Origin of the sequence: Salinibacterium sp. GXW1014, assembly GCF_044769865.1 — a bacterium.
Classification (GTDB): Bacteria; Actinomycetota; Actinomycetes; order Actinomycetales; family Microbacteriaceae; genus Homoserinimonas.
In genome coordinates this window covers 221,372-242,847 of the sequence record NZ_JBIZWA010000002.1, presented here as the reverse complement: position 1 = coordinate 242,847, position 21,476 = coordinate 221,372, and the positions used below count along the sequence as shown (strand labels likewise).

22 protein-coding genes are annotated in these 21,476 nt (G+C 67.6%); 3 read left to right on the top strand and 19 right to left on the bottom strand.

Annotated elements, in window-relative coordinates:
• Nucleotides 1-2: 2 nt before the first annotated feature.
• The 12 genes from ACIQK7_RS10945 to hrcA all read right to left on the bottom strand — a co-directional run bounded on the left by ACIQK7_RS10945 (nt 3) and on the right by hrcA (nt 11,281).
• The gene (locus tag ACIQK7_RS10945) at nt 3-1,400 is read right to left on the bottom strand and encodes an FtsX-like permease family protein (protein ID WP_403024635.1); all 1,398 of its coding nucleotides are present in this window, start codon (nt 1,398-1,400) and stop codon (nt 3-5) included.
• Nucleotides 1,397-2,158, bottom strand: a complete 762-nt coding sequence (locus ACIQK7_RS10940) for an ABC transporter ATP-binding protein (RefSeq protein ID WP_403024633.1) — start codon at nt 2,156-2,158, stop codon at nt 1,397-1,399. Before ACIQK7_RS10940 ends, ACIQK7_RS10945 begins: the two co-directional genes overlap by 4 nt.
• An 80-nt stretch (nt 2,159-2,238) precedes the next feature.
• Nucleotides 2,239-2,904, bottom strand: a complete 666-nt coding sequence (locus ACIQK7_RS10935) for a response regulator (protein ID WP_403024631.1) — start codon at nt 2,902-2,904, stop codon at nt 2,239-2,241.
• A complete protein-coding gene (locus ACIQK7_RS10930; RefSeq protein ID WP_403024628.1) occupies nt 2,897-4,129 on the bottom strand; it encodes a sensor histidine kinase in 1,233 nt (410 codons plus the stop codon). Before ACIQK7_RS10930 ends, ACIQK7_RS10935 begins: the two co-directional genes overlap by 8 nt.
• A gap of 82 nt (nt 4,130-4,211) precedes the next feature.
• Nucleotides 4,212-5,123 carry a GTPase Era gene (gene era / locus ACIQK7_RS10925; RefSeq protein ID WP_403024625.1) on the bottom strand — a complete coding sequence of 304 codons (912 nt, stop codon included), beginning with the start codon at nt 5,121-5,123 and terminating at the stop codon, nt 4,212-4,214.
• The gene (locus ACIQK7_RS10920) at nt 5,120-6,421 is read right to left on the bottom strand and encodes a hemolysin family protein (RefSeq protein ID WP_403024623.1); all 1,302 of its coding nucleotides are present in this window, start codon (nt 6,419-6,421) and stop codon (nt 5,120-5,122) included. Before ACIQK7_RS10920 ends, era begins: the two co-directional genes overlap by 4 nt.
• A gap of 43 nt (nt 6,422-6,464) precedes the next feature.
• On the bottom strand, nt 6,465-6,929 hold the full coding sequence (ybeY, locus tag ACIQK7_RS10915; RefSeq protein ID WP_147721396.1) for an rRNA maturation RNase YbeY: 465 nt from the start codon (nt 6,927-6,929) through the stop codon (nt 6,465-6,467).
• Nucleotides 6,926-7,876: a PhoH family protein gene (locus tag ACIQK7_RS10910; RefSeq protein ID WP_403025683.1), complete on the bottom strand. Its 951-nt coding sequence runs from the start codon at nt 7,874-7,876 to the stop codon at nt 6,926-6,928. Before ACIQK7_RS10910 ends, ybeY begins: the two co-directional genes overlap by 4 nt.
• Before the next feature lie 61 nt (nt 7,877-7,937).
• Nucleotides 7,938-8,294 (bottom strand): HIT domain-containing protein, encoded by a 357-nt coding sequence (locus tag ACIQK7_RS10905; RefSeq protein WP_403024620.1) that lies wholly within the window; start codon nt 8,292-8,294, stop codon nt 7,938-7,940.
• A 39-nt stretch (nt 8,295-8,333) separates the two neighbouring features.
• Nucleotides 8,334-9,062, bottom strand: coding sequence for a 16S rRNA (uracil(1498)-N(3))-methyltransferase (locus tag ACIQK7_RS10900; RefSeq protein WP_403024617.1), 729 nt, complete (start codon nt 9,060-9,062; stop codon nt 8,334-8,336).
• Nucleotides 9,063-9,067: 5 nt separating this feature from the next.
• The gene (gene dnaJ / locus ACIQK7_RS10895) at nt 9,068-10,168 is read right to left on the bottom strand and encodes a molecular chaperone DnaJ (RefSeq protein WP_403024614.1); all 1,101 of its coding nucleotides are present in this window, start codon (nt 10,166-10,168) and stop codon (nt 9,068-9,070) included.
• Between the two features lie 90 nt (nt 10,169-10,258).
• A complete protein-coding gene (hrcA, locus tag ACIQK7_RS10890) occupies nt 10,259-11,281 on the bottom strand; it encodes a heat-inducible transcriptional repressor HrcA (protein ID WP_403024612.1) in 1,023 nt (340 codons plus the stop codon).
• 195 nt (nt 11,282-11,476) lie between these two features.
• On the opposite strand from hrcA, the gene ACIQK7_RS10885 reads away from it, so the two are divergent.
• Together ACIQK7_RS10885 and ACIQK7_RS10880 are read left to right on the top strand one after the other, a co-directional pair.
• The gene (locus ACIQK7_RS10885) at nt 11,477-11,872 is read left to right on the top strand and encodes a DUF4870 domain-containing protein (RefSeq protein WP_403024609.1); all 396 of its coding nucleotides are present in this window, start codon (nt 11,477-11,479) and stop codon (nt 11,870-11,872) included.
• Nucleotides 11,873-11,941: 69 nt separating this feature from the next.
• Nucleotides 11,942-12,358, top strand: coding sequence for a DUF4870 domain-containing protein (locus tag ACIQK7_RS10880; RefSeq protein ID WP_325208557.1), 417 nt, complete (start codon nt 11,942-11,944; stop codon nt 12,356-12,358).
• Nucleotides 12,359-12,376: 18 nt separating this feature from the next.
• On the opposite strand, the gene hemW is transcribed toward ACIQK7_RS10880, so the two are convergent.
• From hemW to lepA, 4 genes are all read right to left on the bottom strand, one after another.
• Nucleotides 12,377-13,609 (bottom strand): radical SAM family heme chaperone HemW, encoded by a 1,233-nt coding sequence (hemW, locus tag ACIQK7_RS10875; protein WP_403024606.1) that lies wholly within the window; start codon nt 13,607-13,609, stop codon nt 12,377-12,379.
• A gap of 2 nt (nt 13,610-13,611) precedes the next feature.
• Entirely contained in the window at nt 13,612-14,268 is a 657-nt protein-coding gene (locus ACIQK7_RS10870; RefSeq protein WP_403024603.1) for a DUF1990 family protein, read from the bottom strand.
• Between the two features lie 116 nt (nt 14,269-14,384).
• The gene (locus ACIQK7_RS10865; protein WP_403024602.1) at nt 14,385-14,855 is read right to left on the bottom strand and encodes a hypothetical protein; all 471 of its coding nucleotides are present in this window, start codon (nt 14,853-14,855) and stop codon (nt 14,385-14,387) included.
• Between the two features lie 33 nt (nt 14,856-14,888).
• On the bottom strand, nt 14,889-16,742 hold the full coding sequence (lepA, locus tag ACIQK7_RS10860; RefSeq protein ID WP_403024599.1) for a translation elongation factor 4: 1,854 nt from the start codon (nt 16,740-16,742) through the stop codon (nt 14,889-14,891).
• A 283-nt stretch (nt 16,743-17,025) separates the two neighbouring features.
• Here lepA and rpsT point away from each other — a divergent pair, with 283 nt between their 5' ends.
• Complete coding sequence (gene rpsT, locus ACIQK7_RS10855; protein WP_147721404.1) at nt 17,026-17,286, top strand: 30S ribosomal protein S20; 261 nt, start codon at nt 17,026-17,028, stop codon at nt 17,284-17,286.
• Between the two features lie 77 nt (nt 17,287-17,363).
• Here the strand turns inward: rpsT and holA are convergent, their stop codons facing one another.
• From holA to ACIQK7_RS10840, 3 genes are all read right to left on the bottom strand, one after another.
• Nucleotides 17,364-18,386: a DNA polymerase III subunit delta gene (gene holA / locus ACIQK7_RS10850; RefSeq protein ID WP_403024596.1), complete on the bottom strand. Its 1,023-nt coding sequence runs from the start codon at nt 18,384-18,386 to the stop codon at nt 17,364-17,366.
• A 65-nt stretch (nt 18,387-18,451) separates the two neighbouring features.
• Nucleotides 18,452-20,806 carry a ComEC/Rec2 family competence protein gene (locus tag ACIQK7_RS10845; RefSeq protein ID WP_403024593.1) on the bottom strand — a complete coding sequence of 785 codons (2,355 nt, stop codon included), beginning with the start codon at nt 20,804-20,806 and terminating at the stop codon, nt 18,452-18,454.
• Between the two features lie 13 nt (nt 20,807-20,819).
• Nucleotides 20,820-21,446, bottom strand: a complete 627-nt coding sequence (locus tag ACIQK7_RS10840; protein WP_403024590.1) for a ComEA family DNA-binding protein — start codon at nt 21,444-21,446, stop codon at nt 20,820-20,822.
• Nucleotides 21,447-21,476: the final 30 nt, after the last annotated feature.

Sequence of the window (21,476 nt, the reverse complement as noted above, 5' to 3'; positions counted from 1 at the left end):
GCTCAATCGACCGCGAGGGCTGCCACGGGGCTCACACGGGTGGCCCGTCGAGCCGGGAACTGGGCCGTGACGAGGGTGACGAGCGCCGCACCGGCGATGACGACCACCACAAGCATCCATGGCACCGAGGGCCACACCAGACCCGGGCTGCCCTCGATGGCGCCCAAGAGGGATTGGGCCCCCGCCCAGCCGTAGACGACGCCGAGGAGCACTCCCAACCCGACCCCCGTCACGGTCAGCTGCAGGCTCTCCGCGATGATCATGGACCGCACCTGGCGTGCCGTGAAGCCGAGCGCTCGCAGGAGGCCGAGCTCGCGCGACCGCTGAAGGACGCTGAGTGAAAGCGTGTTGACCATGCCGAAGGCCGCGGTCACGGCAGAGAAGCCGATGAGAGCGCTGAAGATCCCGACCGTCACGAGCAGCAACTCGTCGACGCCTCCTCCGTAGGATTCGGGCGACTGCTGCTGCGAGTACTCGATCATGTCGAGGTAGCCCTGCGCCGCCACCGCGAAGGTCGTGATGAGCGTGACACCGATGACAAGGCCGATCGTCGTGCGCGCGCTGCGTCCCGGGTACCGCATGCCGTTCTCGGCCGCGAGCCTCGCCGCGGCGCTGCTCCCGAGCATCCGACCGGTAAGCCGCAGGAGCGGCGGGATCACGACGTGCGCACCCAGCACGATTCCACTGAACGATGCGATGCCCCCGAGGAAGGCGACAAGGAACCCGAGCGGGCTCACGAGCCCGAAGGCGACGCCGGCGCCCATCACCGCGAGCCCGCCGAAGAAGAAGATCGCAGCGAAGGCGTTGCGCAAGGGACGGCGAACGCTCTCCTCGCGCGAGGGCTCGATCGCAGCACCGGTCGCCTGCATGGGCGAGACCTCGAGCACGCCCCGAGAACCAAGCCACGATGCGGCCCAGGTCGACACGACAACCATCACGACCGGGAGCAGCACGAGTGGGTCGGCCAGCACGTAGTCGAGGTCGGGAACGGCGCCGGATGCTGCGGCAATCCGAATCCCGCCAGCCGTCAGCACCACGCCAACGACGGCACCGATCGCGGACCCCAGGAGCCCGACGATCAGGCCCTCCTTGGCGACTGCCCGCCGCTGTGCAGACGCGGAGGAGCCGATGAGGCGCATGAGCGCGATCGTGCGCGTACGCCCCGCGATGATCGTGGCGAAGGTGTTCGTCGTGACGATCGAGCCGACATAGACGGCGATGACGATGAACACGGCAGCGACCATCACGAGAGCCAGCTGTGCGGTTGAGCGAGAGCTGATGTCGTCGGCCGAGATGACGGTAGCGAGGATCGAGGTCGCCTGGATGAGGGCGACGCCGAACGCCGCGCTCAGCGCCGTCACGACGATGCTGGCGATCGTGTCGCGCCGTGGACCTCTCACGCTGCACGCTCCATTCCGAGCATGAACGAGCTGATCTCCTCCGGGGTCGAACGCTCGCGTTCTTCCACGACGCGGCCGTCGGCAAGGAACACGATGCGATCGGCGTGACTCGCAGCGATCGGATCGTGCGTCACCATCGCGATGCTCTGGCCATAGTCGCTGCTCGCGGCGGAGAGGAGCGCCAGCACCTCGCGGCCTGTGCGCGAGTCGAGGTTGCCGGTCGGTTCGTCGGCGAAGACGAGGTCGGGCTGGGTCGCGAGGGCGCGCGCGATCGCAGCCCGCTGCTGCTGCCCGCCCGACAGCTGGTGGGGCCGATGGGTGAGCCTCTCCCCCAGTCCGAGCGCATTCACGAGCTCCGTGATGCGCTCGCGCTCCTCTGCGTCGGGGCGACGTCCGTCGAGCTCGAACGGCAGCTCGATGTTGCCCGCGACATCGAGCGTCGGCACGAGATTGAAGGCCTGGAACACGAAGCCGACGCGACGGCGGCGCAGCACCGTGAGCTCCGAATCGCTCAGCGAGGTGATCTCGGTGTCGCCCAGCCAGACCCGGCCGGACGTCGGGGTGTCGAGCCCCGCCATGATGTGCATGAGGGTCGACTTGCCAGAGCCGCTCGGCCCCATGATCGCGGTGAACTCGCCCGAGCGGATCCCGAGTGACACCGCATCGACCGCGATGACGCGGTTCGACGAGGAACCATATGACTTGCTGACGGCGGAGACGCGGGCGACCAGGCCAGCGTCGGAGTTGATGAAGGACATGGCATCGACGCTACGAGCCCGGTCGCCCGTCGCGCGTCGCCCTCTCGTCGCCTGGCACTACATCGCGAGGATGATCTGGTCTAGGTCGCGAGGCCGTGTTCGTAGGCGAAGACGACGAGCTGCACCCGGTCTCGCAGCGCCAGCTTGGAGAGGATGCGGCTCACGTGCGTCTTGACGGTCGCCTCGCTCAGGAACTCCTGTCGTGCGATCTCCGCGTTGCTGAGCCCGCGTGCCGCGAGCTCGAAGATCTGGCGCTCGCGGTCCGTGAGCGTGCCGTAGGCCTCCGGCTCCTGGCGCACGGGCGCCGCTCCGAAGTGCTCGAAGAGTTCGCGCGTCGCGGATGCCGCGATCACGGCATTGCCGGAATGCACCGTCCGGATCGCCGCGAGGAGGAATTCGGGCTCGGCGTCCTTCAAGAGGAAGCCGCTCGCTCCGGCCCTGATCGCGCGGGTGGCAGCCTCATCGAGGTCGAAGGTGGTCAGGACGATAATCTTCGGCGCGACTCCACCCCGGCGCTCCGCGTCCGCCAGGATTTGGGCGGTCGCCTCGATGCCGTCCATGACGGGCATCCGGATGTCCATGAGCACGACGTCGGGCTGGCACGACGCGACGAGGGCCACGCCCTGCTGGCCGTCGCCGGCCTCCCCCGCGAACTCGAGGTCGGGTTGCGAAGCAACGAGCATGCGGATGCCCGCACGGAACAACGCCTGGTCGTCGACGAGGGCGACGGCGATGGGTTCAGCCAAGGGAGACTCCATGCTGTTGAGTGGATGGCGGACTCGAGACCTCGGGCGCGGGGATGCTCGCTTCGACGACGAAGCGGTCGCCGCGTGGACCAGCCGCGAATGTGCCGCCGATCAGGGTGGCGCGCTCCCTCATGCCGGCGAGGCCGTGGCCGACGAGCGCACGCTCGGGAGAAACCGCGCCGTGGGTCGCGCTGTCGATCACGATGCTGAGATCGGACTTCGTCCAGTCGAACACGACCGACACGGGCCTGCCCGCGTCGCCATGACGGAGCACGTTCGTGAGCGCCTCCTGCACGATGCGGTAGACGGCCATCTGGTGCGCCGGGCTGATCTCCCTGGGGATGCCGATCGTCGAATCCGAGACAGGGAGTCCGGATGCGCGCACCTGTTCGAGGAGCTGCCGCAGGTCGTCGAGGGTCGGCTGCGGGCCCTCGACCTGGCTGTGCCGAAGCTGCTCCAGCAGTACGCGCACATCACCAAGCGCCTCGCGGGCGACGGACGCGATCGTCGAGAGCGCCCCGGAGGCCGCATCCGGATCGGCGCGAAGGGCGAAGCGCGCGCCGTCGGCCTGGGCGATCACGACCGCAAGCGAGTGCGCGACGACGTCATGCATGTCGCGGGCGATGCGGTTGCGTTCCTGCTCCACGATGGCCTGCTGCCGGGCCTGGCGTTCCTCTTCCTCGGCACGCACCTGCGCCTCGCGGCTGGCCTTGGCGGCCGCCCGGGTGCGGGTGAGGAGCCCGAGCGTCCAGCTCAGGCCCAGCAGCGTGACCATGGCGCCCACGGTGAAGGCGAACACGAACAGGGTCACGGGGAGTGAGCCGATCGGGATCGACGCGGGCGACATCTCCCAGCCGGACATCATCGAGGGAAGGAGCACGAGGTAGGTCGCCGCGACGAGGGCCCCGACGCCGGCTGAGATGAGCCCCAGCCACTTGACCCGCGGGGAACCGTAGGCGGCCGTCGCATACAGGACCGCGAGTATCGCGAGGTTCGCGAGGTCGGGCGGGAACCCGCCGAACATCTGCACGACGGCACCCAGCCAGGCGATCGCCAACGCGATGGGCGGGCTGAGCCGCCGTGTTGCCAGCGCCGCCCCCATGCAGAGCACGAAGGTGATCTCTGCGAGGTTGAACCCCACGGTCATCGCCAGGCGTGCGAGCACGCAGAGCACCGACACCACCACGTCGAAGGTGAGTTGGCGAGCGGTCAGGCGACGAAGCATCATCCAACGCTACGCGGTGCTCGCCCGCGCTGGCAGCCAATCAGCACCGTGTGGGCGAAGATCATCCTAGGGATGTACGCGGTCAGAACCCCAGTCGACCGAGCTGCTTGGGGTCACGCTGCCACTCCTTGGCGACCTTGACCCGCAGCGACAGGTAGACGGGCGAGCCCACGAGTGGTTCGATCTGCGCACGCGCTGCTGCGCCGACCTCGCGCAGTCGCTCGCCCTTGTGCCCGATGATGATGCCCTTCTGGCTGTCGCGCTCCACGAAGAGGTTTGCGTAGATCTCGACGAGATCCTTGTCCTCGCGTTCGATCATGTCGTCGACCGTCACAGCGATCGAATGCGGCAGCTCGTCCTGCACGCCCTCGAGGGCCGCCTCGCGGATGAGTTCTGAGATTCGGTCTTCGAGCTGTTCCTCCGTGACCGACTCGGCCGGATAGAGCGGCGGTGACTCGGGCATGAGGGCGACGAGCTCATCGACGAGCACGTCCAACTGCACGTTCGTGAGGGCAGAGACGGGGATGATCGTGTCCCAGTCGCGGAGGCTCGACACGGCGAGGAGCTGCTCGGCAACGGCGGCCTTGGAGGCCTTGTCGACCTTCGTCACGAGGGCCACGCGACGTGCGCGCGGGAAGGCCTCAAGCTGCTCGTTGATGAAGCGGTCGCCCGGGCCGAGCTTCTCGTCGGCCGGCACGCAGAAGCAGATGACGTCGACCTCAGCAAGCGTGTCCTGCACGACTGAGTTGAGCCGCTCGCCCAGGAGGGTGCGCGGGCGGTGCATCCCGGGCGTGTCCACAAGCACGAGCTGCCCGTGCTCGCGGTGGACGATCCCCCGGATCGCCCGCCTCGTCGTCTGCGGCTTGCTGCTCGTGATCGCGACCTTCTCGCCGACGAGCGCATTCGTGAGCGTCGACTTGCCGACGTTCGGGCGGCCGACAAAGGTCACGAAGCCCGCCCGGTGGGCGGCCGACTCCTGCGCTGCATCATTCATGACTCGTCTTCTCTCTCATCATCGTCGTCGTCGGCGTCGGGTGCGAGGCTCTGGTCTCGTTCCACGATCACCGTGGCGAGGCGTCGACGCCTGCCCTCAGTGCGGTCGGCCGTGAGCAGCAGCCCCGAGACACTCGCGGTGTCGCCGCTCTCCGGGATGCGGCCGAGTCCCTTCGTGAGGAGGCCACCAACGGAGTCGACATCGTCATCGTCCAGGTCGAAGCCGAACAGCTCCCCGAGCTCATCGATCGCGAGGCGTGCCGAGACACGGTATCGCCCCTCGCCGAGGTCCTTGACCTCCTGCAGCGTGCGGTCGTACTCGTCGGAGATATCCCCCACCAGCTCCTCGATCAGGTCTTCGAGCGAGACGAGACCGGCGATCCCGCCGTACTCATCGACGACCATCGCGAGGTGGTTCGACTCCAACTGCATCTGGCGAAGGAGGTCGTCGACGTTCTTCGACTCCGGCACGAAGAGCGCGGGTCGGGCGACCTCCGCCACCGTCAGGCTCTCGTGGCCGCGCGGCTGTTCGTGGCTGAGCCGGGCCACGTCACGCAGGTAGAGCACACCGAGCACCTCGTCGATGTCCTCACCGGTCACGGGGATGCGCGAGATACCCTTGCCGAAGAACAGCGCAAGCGCCTCACTGATGCCTACTGTGCCGTCGATCGTCACCATGTCGGTGCGCGGCACCATGACCTCACGCACGACGGTCTGGTTGAACTCGAAGATCGAATGGATGAGTTCGCGGTCCTGCTCCTCGAGCACCTCGAGCTCGGTCGCCTCATCCACCATGCTGAGCAACTGCTGCTCGGAGCTGAAGGTCACCGTGCGCGGCCGGCCGGGGGTGACGCGATTGCCCACGGCCACGAGGGCCGCCGCGAGGGGGCCGAGCAGGACCCGCAGCGCGTGGACGAGTCCCGCGGTCGTCAGGACGATCGGGGCAGCATGCTCGCGCCCGACCGAGCGCGGGCTCGATCCGACGAGCACGAAGGACGCCACGATCATGACGAGCGCCGAGCACAGGAGGGCCCACCACCAGGCCTCGAAGAGCGTCGCGAAGCTCATGGTGACGAGCACCGCCGCCGTCGTCTCGGCCACGACTCGCATGAAGTTGACGACGTTGACGTGGGCACCGACATCCGCTGCAATCGCGAGGATCGCGTCGCGGCTGCGCGAGCGCTGGGCGAGCTCCTGCAGGTCGTTGCGCGAGAGCACGCCAAGCGCGGAGTCGATGGCGGCAAGCAGGCCGCCGAACGCGATCAGCAGGATCGCCGCGATGACGAACGCCGCGGTCACCTGCGCACTCCCCGCGTTGGCAGGGTGGTACTCGGGCCGTCGCTCACCGTCGTCGACGCTCCTGCATGGTGAAGCCCACCAGGATGTCGCGCTGCAGCCCGAACATCTCGCGCTCCTCCTCGGGCTCGGCGTGGTCGAAGCCGAGGAGGTGCAGGATGCCGTGCGTCGTCAGCATGAGGAGCTCGTCGCCGAGGCTGTGGCCGGCGGTCTCCGCCTGCGCCTGCGCCACCTGGGGGCACAGCACGACGTCGCCCAATAGGCCGGCTGGGGTGATCGCATCCTCAGTACCCGGCCGCAGTTCGTCCATGGGGAAGCTCAGCACGTCGGTCGGCCCCGGCTCGTCCATCCACTGCACATGGAGCTGTTCCATGGCCGCCTCGTCGACCAGCACGATCGAGAGTTCCGCATCTGGATGCACGTGAAGCTCGTCGAGCGCGTAGGTGGCGAGCCGCTGCAGCGCGGCCTCGTCGACCTCCACGACCGACTCGTTGTTGATCTCGATGCTCACCTGGAGCGCCCCCGTCTCTCGTAATCGTCGCGCTGCTTCTCGGCGTCATAGCGCGTGTAGGCGTCGACGATGCGGCCGACGAGGCTGTGACGCACGACATCGTCGCTCGTCAGTTCCGCGAAGTGGATCTCATCGATCGAATCGAGCACGCGAGTCACGAGCTTGAGACCGCTCGCGCCCGTCGGCAGGTCCATCTGCGTGATGTCGCCCGTGACCACCATCTTCGAACCGAAGCCAAGCCGTGTGAGGAACATCTTCATCTGCTCGGGCGTCGTGTTCTGCGCCTCGTCGAGAATGACGAAGGAGTTGTTCAGCGTGCGACCGCGCATGTAGGCGAGTGGCGCGACCTCGATCGTGCCGATCGCGAGAAGCTTGACGACGACCTCGGGGTCCATCATCTCGTTGAGCGCGTCGTAGAGCGGCCGCAGGTAGGGGTCGATCTTGTCGGTCAGGGTGCCGGGGAGGAACCCGAGGCGCTCCCCCGCCTCGACCGCCGGACGCGTCAGAATGATGCGCTCGACCTCCTTGCGCTGCAGCGCCTGCACGGCCTTGGCCATCGCGAGGTAGGTCTTGCCGGTTCCCGCGGGACCGATACCGAAGACGACCGTGTGCTCATCGATCGCATCGACGTAGGCGCGCTGGCCCATGGTCTTCGGGCGGATGCTCTTGCCGCGGCTCGTGAGGATGACCTGGCCGAGCACATCCGAGGCCCGTGCGCCCGAGTCATCCGCGATGATCCGAGCCGCCTCGGTGACGTCGCTCGCGCTCAGCTCGACGTCGTCGCGAATGAGCGACACGAGTTCGTCAACGAGCGAGCGCGCAGCCCTCACGTCGTCGTCGGGGCCCTCAAGGGTGACCTCGTTGCCCCTCACGTGCACCTCGACGAGCGGATGCTGCGCCTCGATCGTGCGCAGCAGACGGTCGTTGGGGCCCAGCAACCGCACCATGGCGACGCCGTCGACGTAGACGGTCTCCCGCTTCACGGGCGCTGGTGTTGCTCTCGGGTCGTCAGTCGCCAATGGTCTCTTCTGTCAGTCGGCCCCCGAGCACGTGGGCGTGGACGTGGAATACGGTCTGGCCTGCCGCCGCTCCCGTGTTGAACACGAGACGGAACTCGCCGCCGCAGTGTTCTTCGGCCAGCTGCTTCGCCGTCGCGACAACCTCTGTCAGGAGGACCGGGTCGGCAGCCGCGAGCTCGACGACGTCGCGGTACTTCGGCGTCTTGGGGATCACGAGGAGGTGCACGGGCGCCTGCGGCGCGATGTCACGGATGGCGATGACCGCGTCGCTCTCGAACAGGATCTCTGCGGGGATCTCCCTGTCGATGATTCGCGTGAAGATCGAGACTTCGTCTTGGCCTGGCATGAGTCCAGCTTAAGCGCTTCCGCTCTGAGCGGTGAGGCGCTACCAGCGTTCCGTGAGGGCGCTGAGCACGGCGAGTGCCGCGGGGCCGGCGGTGCTCGTGCGCAGCACGCTGCTGCCGAGCCTCACCGGCACGCACCCGGCCGCACCGAGCATCTCGAGTTCCTCTGGCGCGATGCCGCCCTCCGGGCCGACGACGAGCACGACGTCCCTCCCGCGCGCCTCGATCGAGGTCAGCGGGGTCTGCGCCGTCGGTTCCAGCACGAGCACGAGTGCCGATTCAGCGAGCCGGGCGAGCTCCTTCGTGGTCACGGGCTCCTGCACCTGCGGCAGGTACGGCCTCATCGACTGCTTCGTGGCCTCGCGCACGATCGCGCGCCAGCGTTCCGGCCCCTTGTCCCGCTTGTTTCCGTCCCACTTCACGACCGACCTGCGGGCCGCCCAGGGCACGACCGCATCGACGCCGAGCTCAGTCGACGCCTGCACGGCGGACTCATCGCGCCCGCCCTTCGCCAGCGCCTGCACGAGCGTGATCCGGGCGGACGGCGCCGGATGCTGCACGACCTCGTCGACCCGGATGCTCAGCCGGGTGGGCGCCGCCTCCTCGACGGGCCCAGTCGCGACGAGGCCCTCGCCGTTGCCGATCGACAGCACCTCGCCCACCCGCACTCGGCTGACCGAGACAGCATGCTTCGCCTCGGCACCCACGATCGTCACCAGCGACCCCGGCGCGGTGTCACTGAGGCCGTCCGCGAGATAGAAGTGCGCCATGCGCGCTAGATGTTGAGGAAGCGGTCGCGAAGCTTCTGGAAGAGCCCCTGCTGGAACTGCGAGAGGTGCGGCGGCACCGCATTCTGCACTCGCGCGAGCTCCTGGATGAGGTCTTTCGCCTTGCCGTTGAGCTTCGTCGGCGTGAGCACCTGCACCCCGACCTTGAGGTCGCCGCGGCCTGAACCACGAAGGTGCGTGATGCCGCGGTCCTTGACCGTGATGACCTCGGCGCTCTGGGTGCCGGGCTTGATCTCGACCTCGACCGGGCCATCCAGGGACTCGAAGACGGCGCGGGTGCCAAGGATCGCATCCGTCATCTGCACCTCGAGCGTTGCGAGGATGTCGTCGCCATTGCGGCTGAAGACGTCGTGGTGCCGCACCTTGATCTCGAGGTAGAGGTCACCGCTCGGCCCGCCGCCCTGGCCGACCTCACCCTGGCCGGGCATCTGCAGGCGCAGGCCCGTGTCGACCCCGGCCGGGATGTCGACGGGGATCTTGCGACGGGCGCGCACGCGACCCTGGCCCGAGCAGGTCTGGCAGGGGTGCGGGATGACCGTGCCGTAGCCGCGGCAGGTGCCACACGGGCTCGAGGTCATGACGTTGCCGAGCAGGCTGCGCACGGAGCGCTGGATGAGTCCCGAACCGCCACAGATGTCGCACGTCTGAAGGTCCGTCCCGGGCGCACAGCAGGAGCCGCCACACGTCTTGCACACGACGGCCGTGTCGACCTCGACTTCGCGGGACGTGCCGAAGATGACATCCGCGAGCTCGACCTCGACGCGCAGCAGGGCGTCCTGGCCACGTTCCGTGCGTGAGCGGGGCGGACGAGTGCCGCCCCCGCCGCCGAAGAAGGTCTCGAAGATGTCGCCGAAGCCGCCGCCGAATCCACCGCCGAAGCCGGCCTGGTCGCCCAGGTCGTACTCCTGCTTGCGCTTCGGGTCGGAAAGCACGTCGTAGGCGTGGGTCACATCCTTGAAGCGGTCGGCTGCATCGGCGCCCGGGTTCACATCGGGGTGCAGCTCGCGCGCGAGGCGACGGTACGCCTTCTTGATCTCTTCGGGCGTCGCGCTGCGGTCAACACCGAGCACCTCGTAATGGTCAGCCAATGCAGTTCCTCAATATTGTTCTCTCGGCTCCGTCAGCCTGCGGCGTGCGGATGTCGCGGGCTCACGCCCTCGACCGTCGATCTCTTCTCGTCAGTTTTCGCTGAGCAACCTGGAGAGGTAGCGCGCCACAGCACGCACCGCCGTCATGTTGCTCGAATAGTCCATGCGCGTCGGGCCGAGCACACCGAGTCGCGCGAGCTCGCCGCTCGCCCCCGCGTATCCGGAACTGAGCACCGATGCCTCGCCGAGCCCGAAGGACTCGTTCTCGCGGCCGATCCGCACCGCGATGCCACCCATCTCCTGTTCCATCTCGCTGAACAGGCGCAGCAGGGTGACCTGCTCCTCGATCGCCTCCAGCACAGGATAGATGCTGCCGCTGAAATCGTCCTCGGTGCGGGCGAGGTTTGCCGTTCCAGCCATCAGGAGCTTGTCATGCCGGCTCGCGATGACCTGCTCGCCGAGACTGCTCGCGACGACCTCGACGAGGGGTCGCCGATGCGGCTCGAACGATTCGGCCAGGGCTTCCAGTTGCTCCGCGGCATCCTTCAGCACGAGGCCTGCCAGTTCGCCGTTGATGCGGGTGCGGAGCTCGCCAAGGAACTCCTCGTCGATCCCCATGGGCACGTCGACCATGCGCTGCTCGACCCGGCCCGTGTCGGTGATCAACACCGTCATGAGGCGCACCTGGTTGAGCGGCACGAGCTCTACATGACGGATGCGTGACCGCCCGAGCGTCGGATATTGCACGAGGGCCACCTGGTGCGTCAGCTGGGAGAGCAGTCGCACGGTGCGCGCAAGCACGTCGTCAAGGTCGGTTGACTCACCCAGGAAGGCTTCGATTGCGTGGCGCTGCGCAGCAGACAGGGGCCGGAGATCGGCGAGCTGGTTGACGAAGAGGCGGTACCCCTTGTCGGTCGGCACCCGCCCAGACGACGTGTGCGGCGCCGTGATGAGGTCTTCCTCCTCCAACTGCGCCATGTCGCTGCGAATCGTGGCTGCTGACACTCCGAAGGAGTGGCGCTCGACGATCGACTTGGAGCCGACTGGCTCCCGCGAGGCAACATAGTCCTGCACGATGACACGAAGTACTTCAAGGCCCCGATCGGAAACCATCCGCATCACCTCCACAGTCTTGGCACTCGCATCAAGTGACTGCCAATTCTACAGCGACCCACCGTCGGCGAAATCATTGCCCCCCGGAGTGGGTGGGCGCTAGGTTATGCAGTGCCTGCGCTACCCTCAGCTTTTTCTCAGGCAGGCAGAAGACTCGATCCCCGTCTCGGGGCATCGCCCATGGAAAGGCATGACATGACCGACCAGACTCCTCCCGCAGCCGCGCAGCCCGCAGCGCCACTGAGCCAGGCCGAGGACCGCCAGTGGGCGTCGTTCGCCCACCTCGGCGGGATCCTCTGGATCCTCCCCCCGCTTATCATCTGGCTGGTCTTCAAGGACCGTGGCTCCTTCACCAACCAGGAGGGCAAGGAGTCCCTCAACTTCCAGATCACGATCACGATCGCCCACGTCGTCGTCATGATCATCAATGCAATCCTCACGGTCGTGACCTTCGGACTCTGGGGTCTGATCGGCGGACTCCTGACCTTCGCACTCTGGGTCGTCACGATCATCTTCTGCATCCAGGGCTTCATCAAGGCAAAGGACGGCATTGCCTACCGGTACCCCTTCGCCCTTCGTCTCATCAAGTAGCCACGGTCGAGGGTCGGGACTTCTGTCCCGGCCCTCTGCTTTCTCTCGGCTCATTGCTTTAATGGGCGCATGACCAACGCAGCCCCGCCCCCTCCCGGGCAGTACCAGCCGAACCAGCCCATGAGCCCCGCCGACGAGAAGCTCTGGGCGACGCTCGTGCACGTGGGCGGGATCTTCTTCAGCTTCATCCCGGCGCTCGTCGGCTACCTCGTGCTGAAGGATCGCGGCCCCTTCGTGCGCGAGCACACTCGTTCGGCGTTGAACTTCCAGATTTCCTACACGATCTACGCGGTCGCCGCGACCATCGTGCTCTTCGTGGTCGCAATCCCCATCGCGGTCTTTACCTTTGGCATCGGATTCGCGATCGTCTATCTGGCCATGATCATCCCGATCGCGATGGTCGTCTTCATGATCATCGCGGCGGTCAAGGCCAACCAGGGCTTCTACTACCGGTACCCGCTCACGATCGAGTTCATCAAGCAGTAGCGGATGACTCGGCGACCGCTACTCCAGCAGTCGCCGCACGACAGCATCCGCAAGCAGCCGCCCTCGCAGGGTCAGCACGACTGATCCGCGCAGGGCGGCTTTCGCGTCCACGAGGCCGTCAGCGATGAGACCAGCGATAGCGCGCCGTCCGCTCTGCGGGAGTTCGGCGATCGAGAGCCCGTCGCGGATGCGCACGCCAAGGAGCACCCGCTCGATGTCCTGCGTCTCGCTCGCAAGGGTCTCCCGCCCCGCCGCCGGCGAGTGGCCAGCGAGCACGCGGTCTGCATAGGCCGCGGGGTGCTTGACATTCCACCAGCGAACGCCGCCGACGTGGCTGTGCGCGCCAGGGCCGACGCCCCACCAGTCCTGCCCACGCCAATACGCGAGGTTGTGGCGGCTGCGATGATCGCCGGCGCTCGTCGGCCTGGCCCAGTTACTGACCTCGTACCAGTCGTAGCCGGCATCGGCGAGCAGGGCATCCGCAAGCTCGTACATGTCGGCCTCGAGGTCATCGTCGGGCTCCGCGACCTCGCCGCGACGGATCTGCCGCGCGAGCTTGGTGCCATCCTCCACGATGAGTGCGTAGGCGGAGAGGTGATCGGGTTGCTGCGCGATCGCGTGCTCGAGCGAGCGGCGCCAGTCATCGAGCGACTCCCCTGGCGTGCCGTAGATGAGGTCGAGGCTCACGTCGAGGCCAGCGTCCCGCGCCCACTGCACGACGAGCGGGATGCGCGCGGGGTCATGCGTACGCTCCAGCGTCGCGAGCACGTGGGGCACGGCCGACTGCATGCCGAAGGACACGCGCGTGAAGCCCGCCCGTGCGAGCTCCTGCAGGTAGGCGGCATCCACCGAATCTGGATTGGCCTCCGTCGTGATCTCGGCCCCGGATGCCAGCGTCCACTCGGCGCGAACAGCCTCGAGCATGTGCACGAGATCGGATGCTGGCAGCAGGGTTGGCGTGCCGCCTCCGAAGAAGATGGTCGACACGGGCCGCGGCGCTATCTCAGCCTCGCGCAGCACCCGCGCTCCCAGAGCGACCTCCATCGCTGCCTGCCCCGCATAATCGCGACGATGCACACCGCGCAGCTCTTCGGCCGTGTAGGTGTTGAAGTCGCAGTAGCCGCAGCGCACCCGGCAGAACGGCACGTGCAGGTAGACGCCGAAGTCACGTTCGGCAGCGCCGCCAGCGACGCTCGACGGTAGGAGGCCGTCAAGGGGCGCCGGGTCGGCGAGAGGGAGGGCGGAGGGCATCGTCAGTCGACAGGACCGGAGAGCGCCGCAAGGTACCGGCGGCGAAGCGCGCGCTGCGCGAGCGACAACAGGGGACTCACTGCCGTCCACTTGCCGGGCGCCGGACGGGAAAGCGACCTCAGCATCATCCAGACCGAGCCGTCGTCCTCAAGGTCGACCACGAAGAGTTCCTCACCGCTGAGAGGGTGGCCCGGCAGGGTGCCGTAGGCGAAACCCTTGCGATTCGGCTCGTCGATCACATAGATGACGCGCACGGGTTCGCGCAGTTTGAAGGGGCCAATCGAGAACACGAGCCAGACCGAGTCGCCGGGTGTCACAAATGGCAGGCCGTCGGGCCCGTAGGGCACCTCTTCACGTTCACCCGTGCCGGCCGCGGCAACGGGCGTTCCTGAGTCGTCGAAGGTCACGGGCGTATAGCTGCCCTCCCGAACCTCCAGGGGCGTCTCCGTGAGTTCGACGTCGAAGCCGCTGCGGATCATGATGCCCCACGACATGGTCGCCCGCCACGCGAACTCCCACCGTGCGGGCCCCGTGCCGATGCGGACGCGCTTCTCGAAGGGGCGGTATCCCTTCGGCGGGAACGCGATCGACTCCTGCGATTGCGTTGCCCCGACCGCCGCGTAGTTGACCGGGAGGTTCCAAAGCGCCTTCTTGGACACCTAGCTCGCTCCGAGGTGAAGAGATGCGGCAAGCGATTGCGCCCCACAGCGCAGGAAAGAACGGCACGACAGAGGCATCCGGCAAGGATACCGCGCGTGTCTGGGTGCCTTCCGCGCTACCAGATGCCGTGATCCTGAGCGTCGGCGCAGACTCGTGAGCCCTCGAGTAGGCCGCATGCACCGCTCAGGATGTCATCGGCGAGCTCATCCTCATTCGCGATGCCGACAACTGAGGGCTGCTGTAACACTCCAGCCAACCAGTCCGGGGCGTCTTCGCACGCTCGCAGGGTCTCCTGCACTGCCTTATTGAAGGTCTTGTCGGCGAGCCAATTCACCTCGCGCAAACGCTCGAGCTTCTCGTCCTTCCGAACCTCGTCGTTGTCGATCTCGGCCGTTGCCGCGCGCTTCGCCTCCCACGCGGCCTCCTGAGTGCCCACGGCCGCGCTGAATGCTTCACTGCACCCGCTCGTGGGCGCTCCCGCCGGCTCGACGGAGAGCGCGCGCTCGGGGCCGACTGTGGCCGAGCATCCGACCAGAACCATGGCAGAAGCGGCCAGGAGGCCGAGACAGCGGGGAATGGAGCGCATGGTGTCACCCTAGGGTTGGGCACTACCGAACATCTAGGACTTCTTGTCCTTCTTCTCGACGTCGCCGGACAGCGCGGCGATGAACGCCTCCTGCGGCACCTCGACGCGGCCCACCATCTTCATGCGCTTCTTGCCCTCCTTCTGCTTCTCGAGGAGCTTGCGCTTTCGCGTGATGTCACCGCCATAGCACTTGGCGAGCACGTCCTTGCGGATGGCGCGGATGCTCTCACGCGCGATGATGCGCGCCCCGATGGCCGCCTGGATGGGCACCTCGAACTGCTGACGCGGGATCAGCTCTCGCAAGCGGCCGGTCATGAGCACACCGTAGGCGTAGGCCTTGTCACGGTGCACGATCGCGCTGAACGCGTCGACCTGTTCGCCCTGCAGCAGGATGTCGACCTTGACGAGATCTGCCTCCTGCTCCCCCGAGGGTTCGTAGTCGAGGCTCGCGTAGCCGGCCGTCTTGCTCTTCAGCTGGTCAAAGAAGTCGAAGACGATCTCGCCGAGCGGGATCGTGTACTTGATCTCCACCCGCTCCTCCCCGAGGTAGTCCATGCCGAGGAGCGAACCGCGACGGCTCTGGCAGAGCTCCATGATGACGCCGACGTAGTCCTTGGGCGCAAGGATCGCCGCCTTCACGATCGGCTCGCGCACGCTCTGGATCTTGCCGACGGGGAACTCACTCGGGTTCGTGACCGTGACAGTCTTCTTGTCGTCGGTCGTGACCTCGTAGATCACGCTCGGTGCCGTCGTGATGATGTCGAGGTCGAACTCGCGGCGCAGCCGCTCCGTCACGATCTCGAGGTGCAGCAGCCCGAGGAATCCGCAGCGGAAACCGAAGCCAAGCGCGACGGATGTCTCTGGCTCGTAGTTGAGCGCAGCATCCGACAGCTTCAGCTTGTCGAGCGCCTCACGCAGCACCGGATAGTCGCTGCCGTCGATCGGGTAGAGCCCCGAGAAGACCATGGGCAGCGGCTCGGTGTAGCCAGGAAGCGCCTCGGTCGCGGACTTCGCCGCCGTCGTCACGGTGTCACCGACCTTGGACTGCCGCACGTCCTTCACTCCCGTGATGAGGTAGCCCACCTCACCCACGCCGAGACCCTCGCTGGGAATCGGCTCGGGGGAACTCACGCCGATCTCGAGCACCTCGTGGGTCGCACGGGTCGACATCATCTGAATCTTCTCGCGCGGGTGCAGCTTGCCGTCGATCATTCGCACGTAGGTGACGACACCGCGGTAGCTGTCGTAGACGGAGTCGAAGATCATCGCGCGAGCGGGAGCATCCTTGTCTCCCTTGGGCGCGGGGATGAGTTCCGTGACGCGGTCGAGCAGCTCGGGCACGCCAACACCGGTCTTGCCGGAAACGCGCAGCACGTCATCAGGCGAACCGCCGATGAGCCCCGCGAGTTCGTTGGCGTACTTCTCGGGGTCAGCTGCCGGCAGGTCGATCTTGTTGAGGACCGGGATGATCGTGAGGTCGTTCTCGAGTGCGAGATACAGGTTGGCGAGGGTCTGCGCCTCGATGCCCTGGGCGGCGTCGACCAGCAGGATGGCGCCCTCACACGCCGCGAGGCTGCGCGACACCTCGTAGGTGAAGTCGACGTGGCCAGGGGTGTCGATCATATTGAGCGCGTAGGACTGGCCGTCGAGCGCCCACGGCATCCGCACCGCCTGGCTCTTGATCGTGATGCCGCGCTCGCGCTCGATGTCCATGCGGTCGAGGTACTGGGCACGCATGTCACGGTCGGCGACGACGCCGGTCTCTTGCAGCATGCGGTCGGCCAGGGTCGACTTGCCGTGGTCGATGTGCGCGATGATGCAGAAGTTGCGAATGAAGGCGGGGTCGGTCGACGCCGGCTGGAGGGCCTTCTGGGCTTTGGGACTCACGCGTTCCTCTGTGACTGGGTCGGCGCCGCGGACGCGGCACGAAGATGGACGCCACGATTGTCCCATGACGAGCGCCGGCACTCGAATCCCGCCCCGCCCCGACACGGCAATCGAATTGTCGAATCGCCCCGCGCACTGGTAAAGTTGCCTGTTGGCTTGCGCACCGCGTTCATCCCCCACGATTCACCCGGTGCGAACTGCAGCCCCGCCACCGCTCGTTGCCCTCTACAACAGCGCTGGGAATGGCTGCCACACACCGTCCGGAACAACAGAAAGAACTACCTTGGCAAACATCAAGTCGCAGCTGAAGCGCATCCTCACCAACAAGAAGGCGACGGAGCGCAACAAGGCCGTCAAGAGCGAGCTCAAGACCGCCGTGCGTGCCACGCGCACCGCGATCGCCGCCGGCGACAAGGAAGCCGCCACCACCGCGCTCCAGCTCGCCAGCAAGAAGCTCGACAAGGCCGTGAGCAAGGGCGTCATCCACAAGAACCAGGCCGCCAACAAGAAGTCGGCGATCGCCAAGCAGGTTGCGGCGCTCTAAGCAGCAGAACCTCACACGCCCCGTCTCGCATCGCGAGGCGGGGCGTTTTGCATACGGCGCGCGCTCGACGTTCGGGCTTAAGCGCCGCGGGAGGCGATGACGCCGACCATGCGCTCGAGCGCGAAGACGGGGTCGCGCTCGGCACCCTTGACCGCGGCATCCGTCTCGGCAAGCACCTCGATGCAGCGGCCGAGACCGTCGCCGCTCCACCCCTGCAGGTCGCGCTTGGCACGGTCGACCTGCCACGGCGCCATGCCCAGTTGCTGCGCGAGCTGGCCCGAGCCTCCCCTCGCACCCGAGACCTTCGCCATCGTGCGGAGCTTCATTGCGAAGGCCGCGACGATCGGCACGGGGTCGGCACCGGATGCCAGCGCGTGGCGCAGCATGACGAGGGCTTCGCCGTGGCGGCCGGCGATCGCGACATCCGCGACCTTGAACGCGGTCGTCTCGACCCTGCCCGAGTAGTACTTCTCCACCGTGGCCTCAGTGATCTCGGCGCTCGAATCCGAGATGAGCTGCTGGCAGGCAGATGCCAGTTCCGCAATATCGTCGGCAAACGCGGCAACGAGCGCGCGGATGGCGCCAGCCGTGGCCCGGCGCCCCGCGACCTTGAACTCGGCGACCGCGAAGTCTGCCTTCTCTGACTCCTTCTTGAGTTCTGTGCAGACGACCTCGATCCCGCCGCCAGTGCCGCTACGGATGGCGTCAAGCAGCTTCTTGCCACGCACGCCGCCCGCGTGCCGCAGCACAAGGTAGGTGCCTTCGGCGGGGTGCTCCAGGTACGAGACGGCCTCCGCAATGAAGGCATCCGTGCACTTTTCGACGCCAGTCACACGGATCATGCGAGGCTCGCCGAAGAGCGACGGGCTTGCGACTGTGAGCAGCTGCCCCGGCGCATAGCCGGCCGCGTCGATATCGCTCACCTCGAGGCTCGGATCCTCGGTCTTGAGCGTGTCGCGAAGCATCCGGATGGCACGGTCAGCGAGGAAGCCCTCCGTGCCCGACACGAGCACGATCGGGGCCGGGCGCACCTTCGACCAGTCCAACTGCGGGATGGCGACCGACGATTTCGAGCTTCGCGCTGCAGGCCTTGCTGCCACGGTGCTCCTCCCCACTCAAGGTCGCCCGAGGCATGACGCTCGGTCTCACGACGACGAATAACAGCCTAGTGTCGGGCGGCGACATCCTCGTCTGGAGCCGACGCCGGTGCCACCTGCCCCGTCTCGCTCCACACGCCGATCCTGCCGTCATCCCGCGCCCACGCGAGCACGAGGCCGTGCTCATCGGTGCGCGCCACCGCCGTGCCGAGTCGGCCGAGGAGCGACAGGATGCTCGGCGTCGGGTGCCCGTAGGTGTTGTCGGTTCCGACGCCGATGACCCCGATGGTGGCGGGAACGGACTCGTAGAGGCGTTCGTACTGGTCTACCGAGCCGTGGTGTGAGACCTTGACAATGTCCACACCACCTAGAGCGCTCAACTGCGAACGGGCGCCCGCGAGCATCCGGAGCTGTGCCTCGCGGCCGAGGTCACCAAGGAGGAGGGTGCTCAGGCACTGGCACGCCCGCCCGTTGACGGCGAGCACGACGCTCGCATCGTTGCCGGGCGGCATGGCAGGCGTTCGCGCCGGCCACAGAACCGTCCACCGCAGTCGCCCGAGCTCGCCCGCGAGGCCGCGTGTTGCCGGGACAACCTGGGCGCCTGCGTCGGCGAGGTCTCGAAGCATCCGCTCGTCCTCCGCCGACGCTGGCGGTCCAGCAACGACGGTGCCGACCCTGCCGACGACGGCATCAACGCCGCCCACATGGTCGAGGTCGAAATGCGAGAGCACCAGGACGTCGATGTGTGAGATGCCAAGGTGTGAAAGGCAGTCGTCGAGCGCGGCGGCGTCGGGGCCCGCGTCGACGAGCATGACGGAGTCGCTGTCGCGGAGGAGCTGAGCATCGCCCTGCCCCACGTCGCACGCGGCGAACTGCCACTCTCCCGGAGTGTGGAGGGCCACGCGGATGCGGTCGCCGGCGACGATGCCGCCCGCAATGACGAGCACACCGCACAGCCCGAGGGTCCACCAACGCCTCCTCCGCGCGAGCGTCACACCAAGACCGAGCACCGTCAGCACGGCCGCGAGTCCGAAGCCGAATGCGCCCTCCGCCCACGGCAGTTGAGCGCCGGGGAGTCCGCTGAAAAAGGCGGCCACGGCTGCGATCCAGGCGGACGGAAGCCATGCGACCCAGGCGGTCGCCTCGGCGGCCCACGGGGCGAGCGGATTCACCACGCAGGCCACGAGCCCCAGCACCGTCGCTGCGGGCGCCGCCGGTCCCGCGAGGAGGTTGGCGAGCACGCCATAGCTGGGAATCGCAGGCGCGAGCAGGATGATGACCGGCTGGCAGGCGAGCTGCGCGGCAAGGGGAACGGCGATCACGGCGGCAAGCGGTGTTGGAAGCACGGTGGCCATGCGCGCCGCGAGGGGGCCGGCGAGCACGAGGAGCCCCGCCGTCGCGAGCACCGAGAGGATGAAGCCGTAGCTGCGCGCCAGCCAGGGGTCGATCGCGAGCAGCACAAGCACCGCGAGGGCCAGCACGGGCACCCCGGCCGCCCCTCTCCCCCATGCCTTGGTCACGAGCACGGCGACGGCCATGGCGGAGGCGCGCATGACGCTGGGTTCCGGGGTCACGATGAGCACAAAGAGGGCGAGGGCGCCGAGGGACGTGAGCACGCGCAGGCTCCGCGGAGCCCGCATGCCTGCCCCCAGCGCGAGCACCAGCCCGACCACGATGGCGCAGTTCGCGCCGGACACGGCGGTGAGGTGCGTCAGCGAGGAGGCCTTCATCTGCTCCTCCAGCGACTCGTTGACCGCGCTCGTGTCCCCGATCGCCAGGCCGGGGAGGAGGCCTGCCCCCGGCTGCGGCATATCTGCCACGAGCGTCCGGAACCCCTCGCGGAGTTCGCCAGCCCATGCGACCGGCCCGGACTGGAGCTGCTCGACGGATGCCTGACCCCTCGAGAAGAAGAGGAACGCCGACGCGTCGGCCGGGGAGGTCACGGCGAGTGTGCCCGAGACCGTGACGTGGTCCCCCACCTCGATCGGCTCCGTGACTGTCGCGAAGATCGTGACCGGCACGGCGGCATCCATCCGCAGCCCCGCTCCTTCGACGCGCTCGATCCGCGCACCGAACCTCGCGGTCGCGGCCGGCTGCACGACCGCCTGTGTCGCGGTCGCCTCGATCGTGAGGTGGCGGGACTCCTCGGCCGCGGCGACGAGGTCGCTCGGGCGTCGCCCGTCGACGGATGCCGCGGCGCACGCCAGCAGGAGCGCCGAGGCCGCCGAGGCCAACGCAATGGTCAGGAGCACCCCGCGCCGCCGACCCCCTGAAATCAGGATGAGGAGGACGGAAAGCAGCGCAGCGACTAGCGCCGCTGGCGCCGCGGCTCCCTCGACGCCGAGCAGGATGCCGACGACAAGCCAGGACACCGCGACGGGCAGCGCGAGCCGCAGGTCGAGGGGCGGGCGTCGATCGCTCATGTCGGGCGGGCGATCATACGGTCACGAGGTTCCGCATGCCTTCCAGCGTCTTCTCGCCGATTCCCGTGACGGCGAGCAGGTCGTCGACGCTGGAGAAGCGACCGTTGGCGTCGCGCCACGCGATGATGCGCGCCGCCATCGCCGGCCCCACCCGCGGCAGGGTCTCAAGCGTTGTCGCGTCAGCTGTGTTGACGTTGACTCTTCCATCACCCGCCGTACCCGCGGCCCCGACCGGGTCATTCATGGCGCCGAGCACGGGCACCGCGATCTGCTCTCCGTCGTCCACGAAGCGCGCGAGGTTGATGGCGCCACGATCGGCATCCGGCGCGAAGCCACCCGCCGCCGCAACGGCATCCACCGCCCGGGACCCCTCCGGGAGCTCGAACAGTCCCGGGGAGGCAACAGCCCCGAGGACGTGGACGTAGATGGTCGCCGCGGGCGCATCGATTGGTGGGACATCCTGTCCGAGCGTGCCGGTGTCGCCCTTCGACCCCAGTGCTGAGACAAGGACCGCGACGCCGAGCCCGAGAAGCAGCAGGATGACGGCCGCTCCCGCGCCGACACGCAGGCGCGCCGGCCCGGGTGCGGCCAGCATCGCTGCAGCCGCCGACGACATCCCTGAGGATCGCTGCGAGCCCATGTCGGCACGCTACGCACGCCGCCACCCACG

Excerpts from the sequence above, each read along its gene's own strand:
- ACIQK7_RS10940 (WP_403024633.1), bottom strand. The coding sequence starts at position 2,158 with ATGTCCTTCATCAACTCCGACGCTGGCCTGGTCGCCCGCGTCTCCGCC.
- ACIQK7_RS10930 (WP_403024628.1), bottom strand. The coding sequence starts at position 4,129 with ATGCTTCGTCGCCTGACCGCTCGCCAACTCACCTTCGACGTGGTGGTG.
- era (WP_403024625.1), bottom strand. The coding sequence starts at position 5,123 with ATGAATGATGCAGCGCAGGAGTCGGCCGCCCACCGGGCGGGCTTCGTG.
- ACIQK7_RS10910 (WP_403025683.1), bottom strand. The coding sequence starts at position 7,876 with ATGGTGCGGTTGCTGGGCCCCAACGACCGTCTGCTGCGCACGATCGAG.
- ACIQK7_RS10905 (WP_403024620.1), bottom strand. The coding sequence starts at position 8,294 with ATGCCAGGCCAAGACGAAGTCTCGATCTTCACGCGAATCATCGACAGG.
- ACIQK7_RS10900 (WP_403024617.1), bottom strand. The coding sequence starts at position 9,062 with ATGGCGCACTTCTATCTCGCGGACGGCCTCAGTGACACCGCGCCGGGG.
- hrcA (WP_403024612.1), bottom strand. The coding sequence starts at position 11,281 with ATGGTTTCCGATCGGGGCCTTGAAGTACTTCGTGTCATCGTGCAGGAC.
- ACIQK7_RS10885 (WP_403024609.1), top strand. The coding sequence starts at position 11,477 with ATGACCGACCAGACTCCTCCCGCAGCCGCGCAGCCCGCAGCGCCACTG.
- ACIQK7_RS10880 (WP_325208557.1), top strand. The coding sequence starts at position 11,942 with ATGACCAACGCAGCCCCGCCCCCTCCCGGGCAGTACCAGCCGAACCAG.
- hemW (WP_403024606.1), bottom strand. The coding sequence starts at position 13,609 with ATGCCCTCCGCCCTCCCTCTCGCCGACCCGGCGCCCCTTGACGGCCTC.
- ACIQK7_RS10865 (WP_403024602.1), bottom strand. The coding sequence starts at position 14,855 with ATGCGCTCCATTCCCCGCTGTCTCGGCCTCCTGGCCGCTTCTGCCATG.
- ACIQK7_RS10845 (WP_403024593.1), bottom strand. The coding sequence starts at position 20,806 with ATGAGCGATCGACGCCCGCCCCTCGACCTGCGGCTCGCGCTGCCCGTC.
- ACIQK7_RS10840 (WP_403024590.1), bottom strand. The coding sequence starts at position 21,446 with ATGGGCTCGCAGCGATCCTCAGGGATGTCGTCGGCGGCTGCAGCGATG.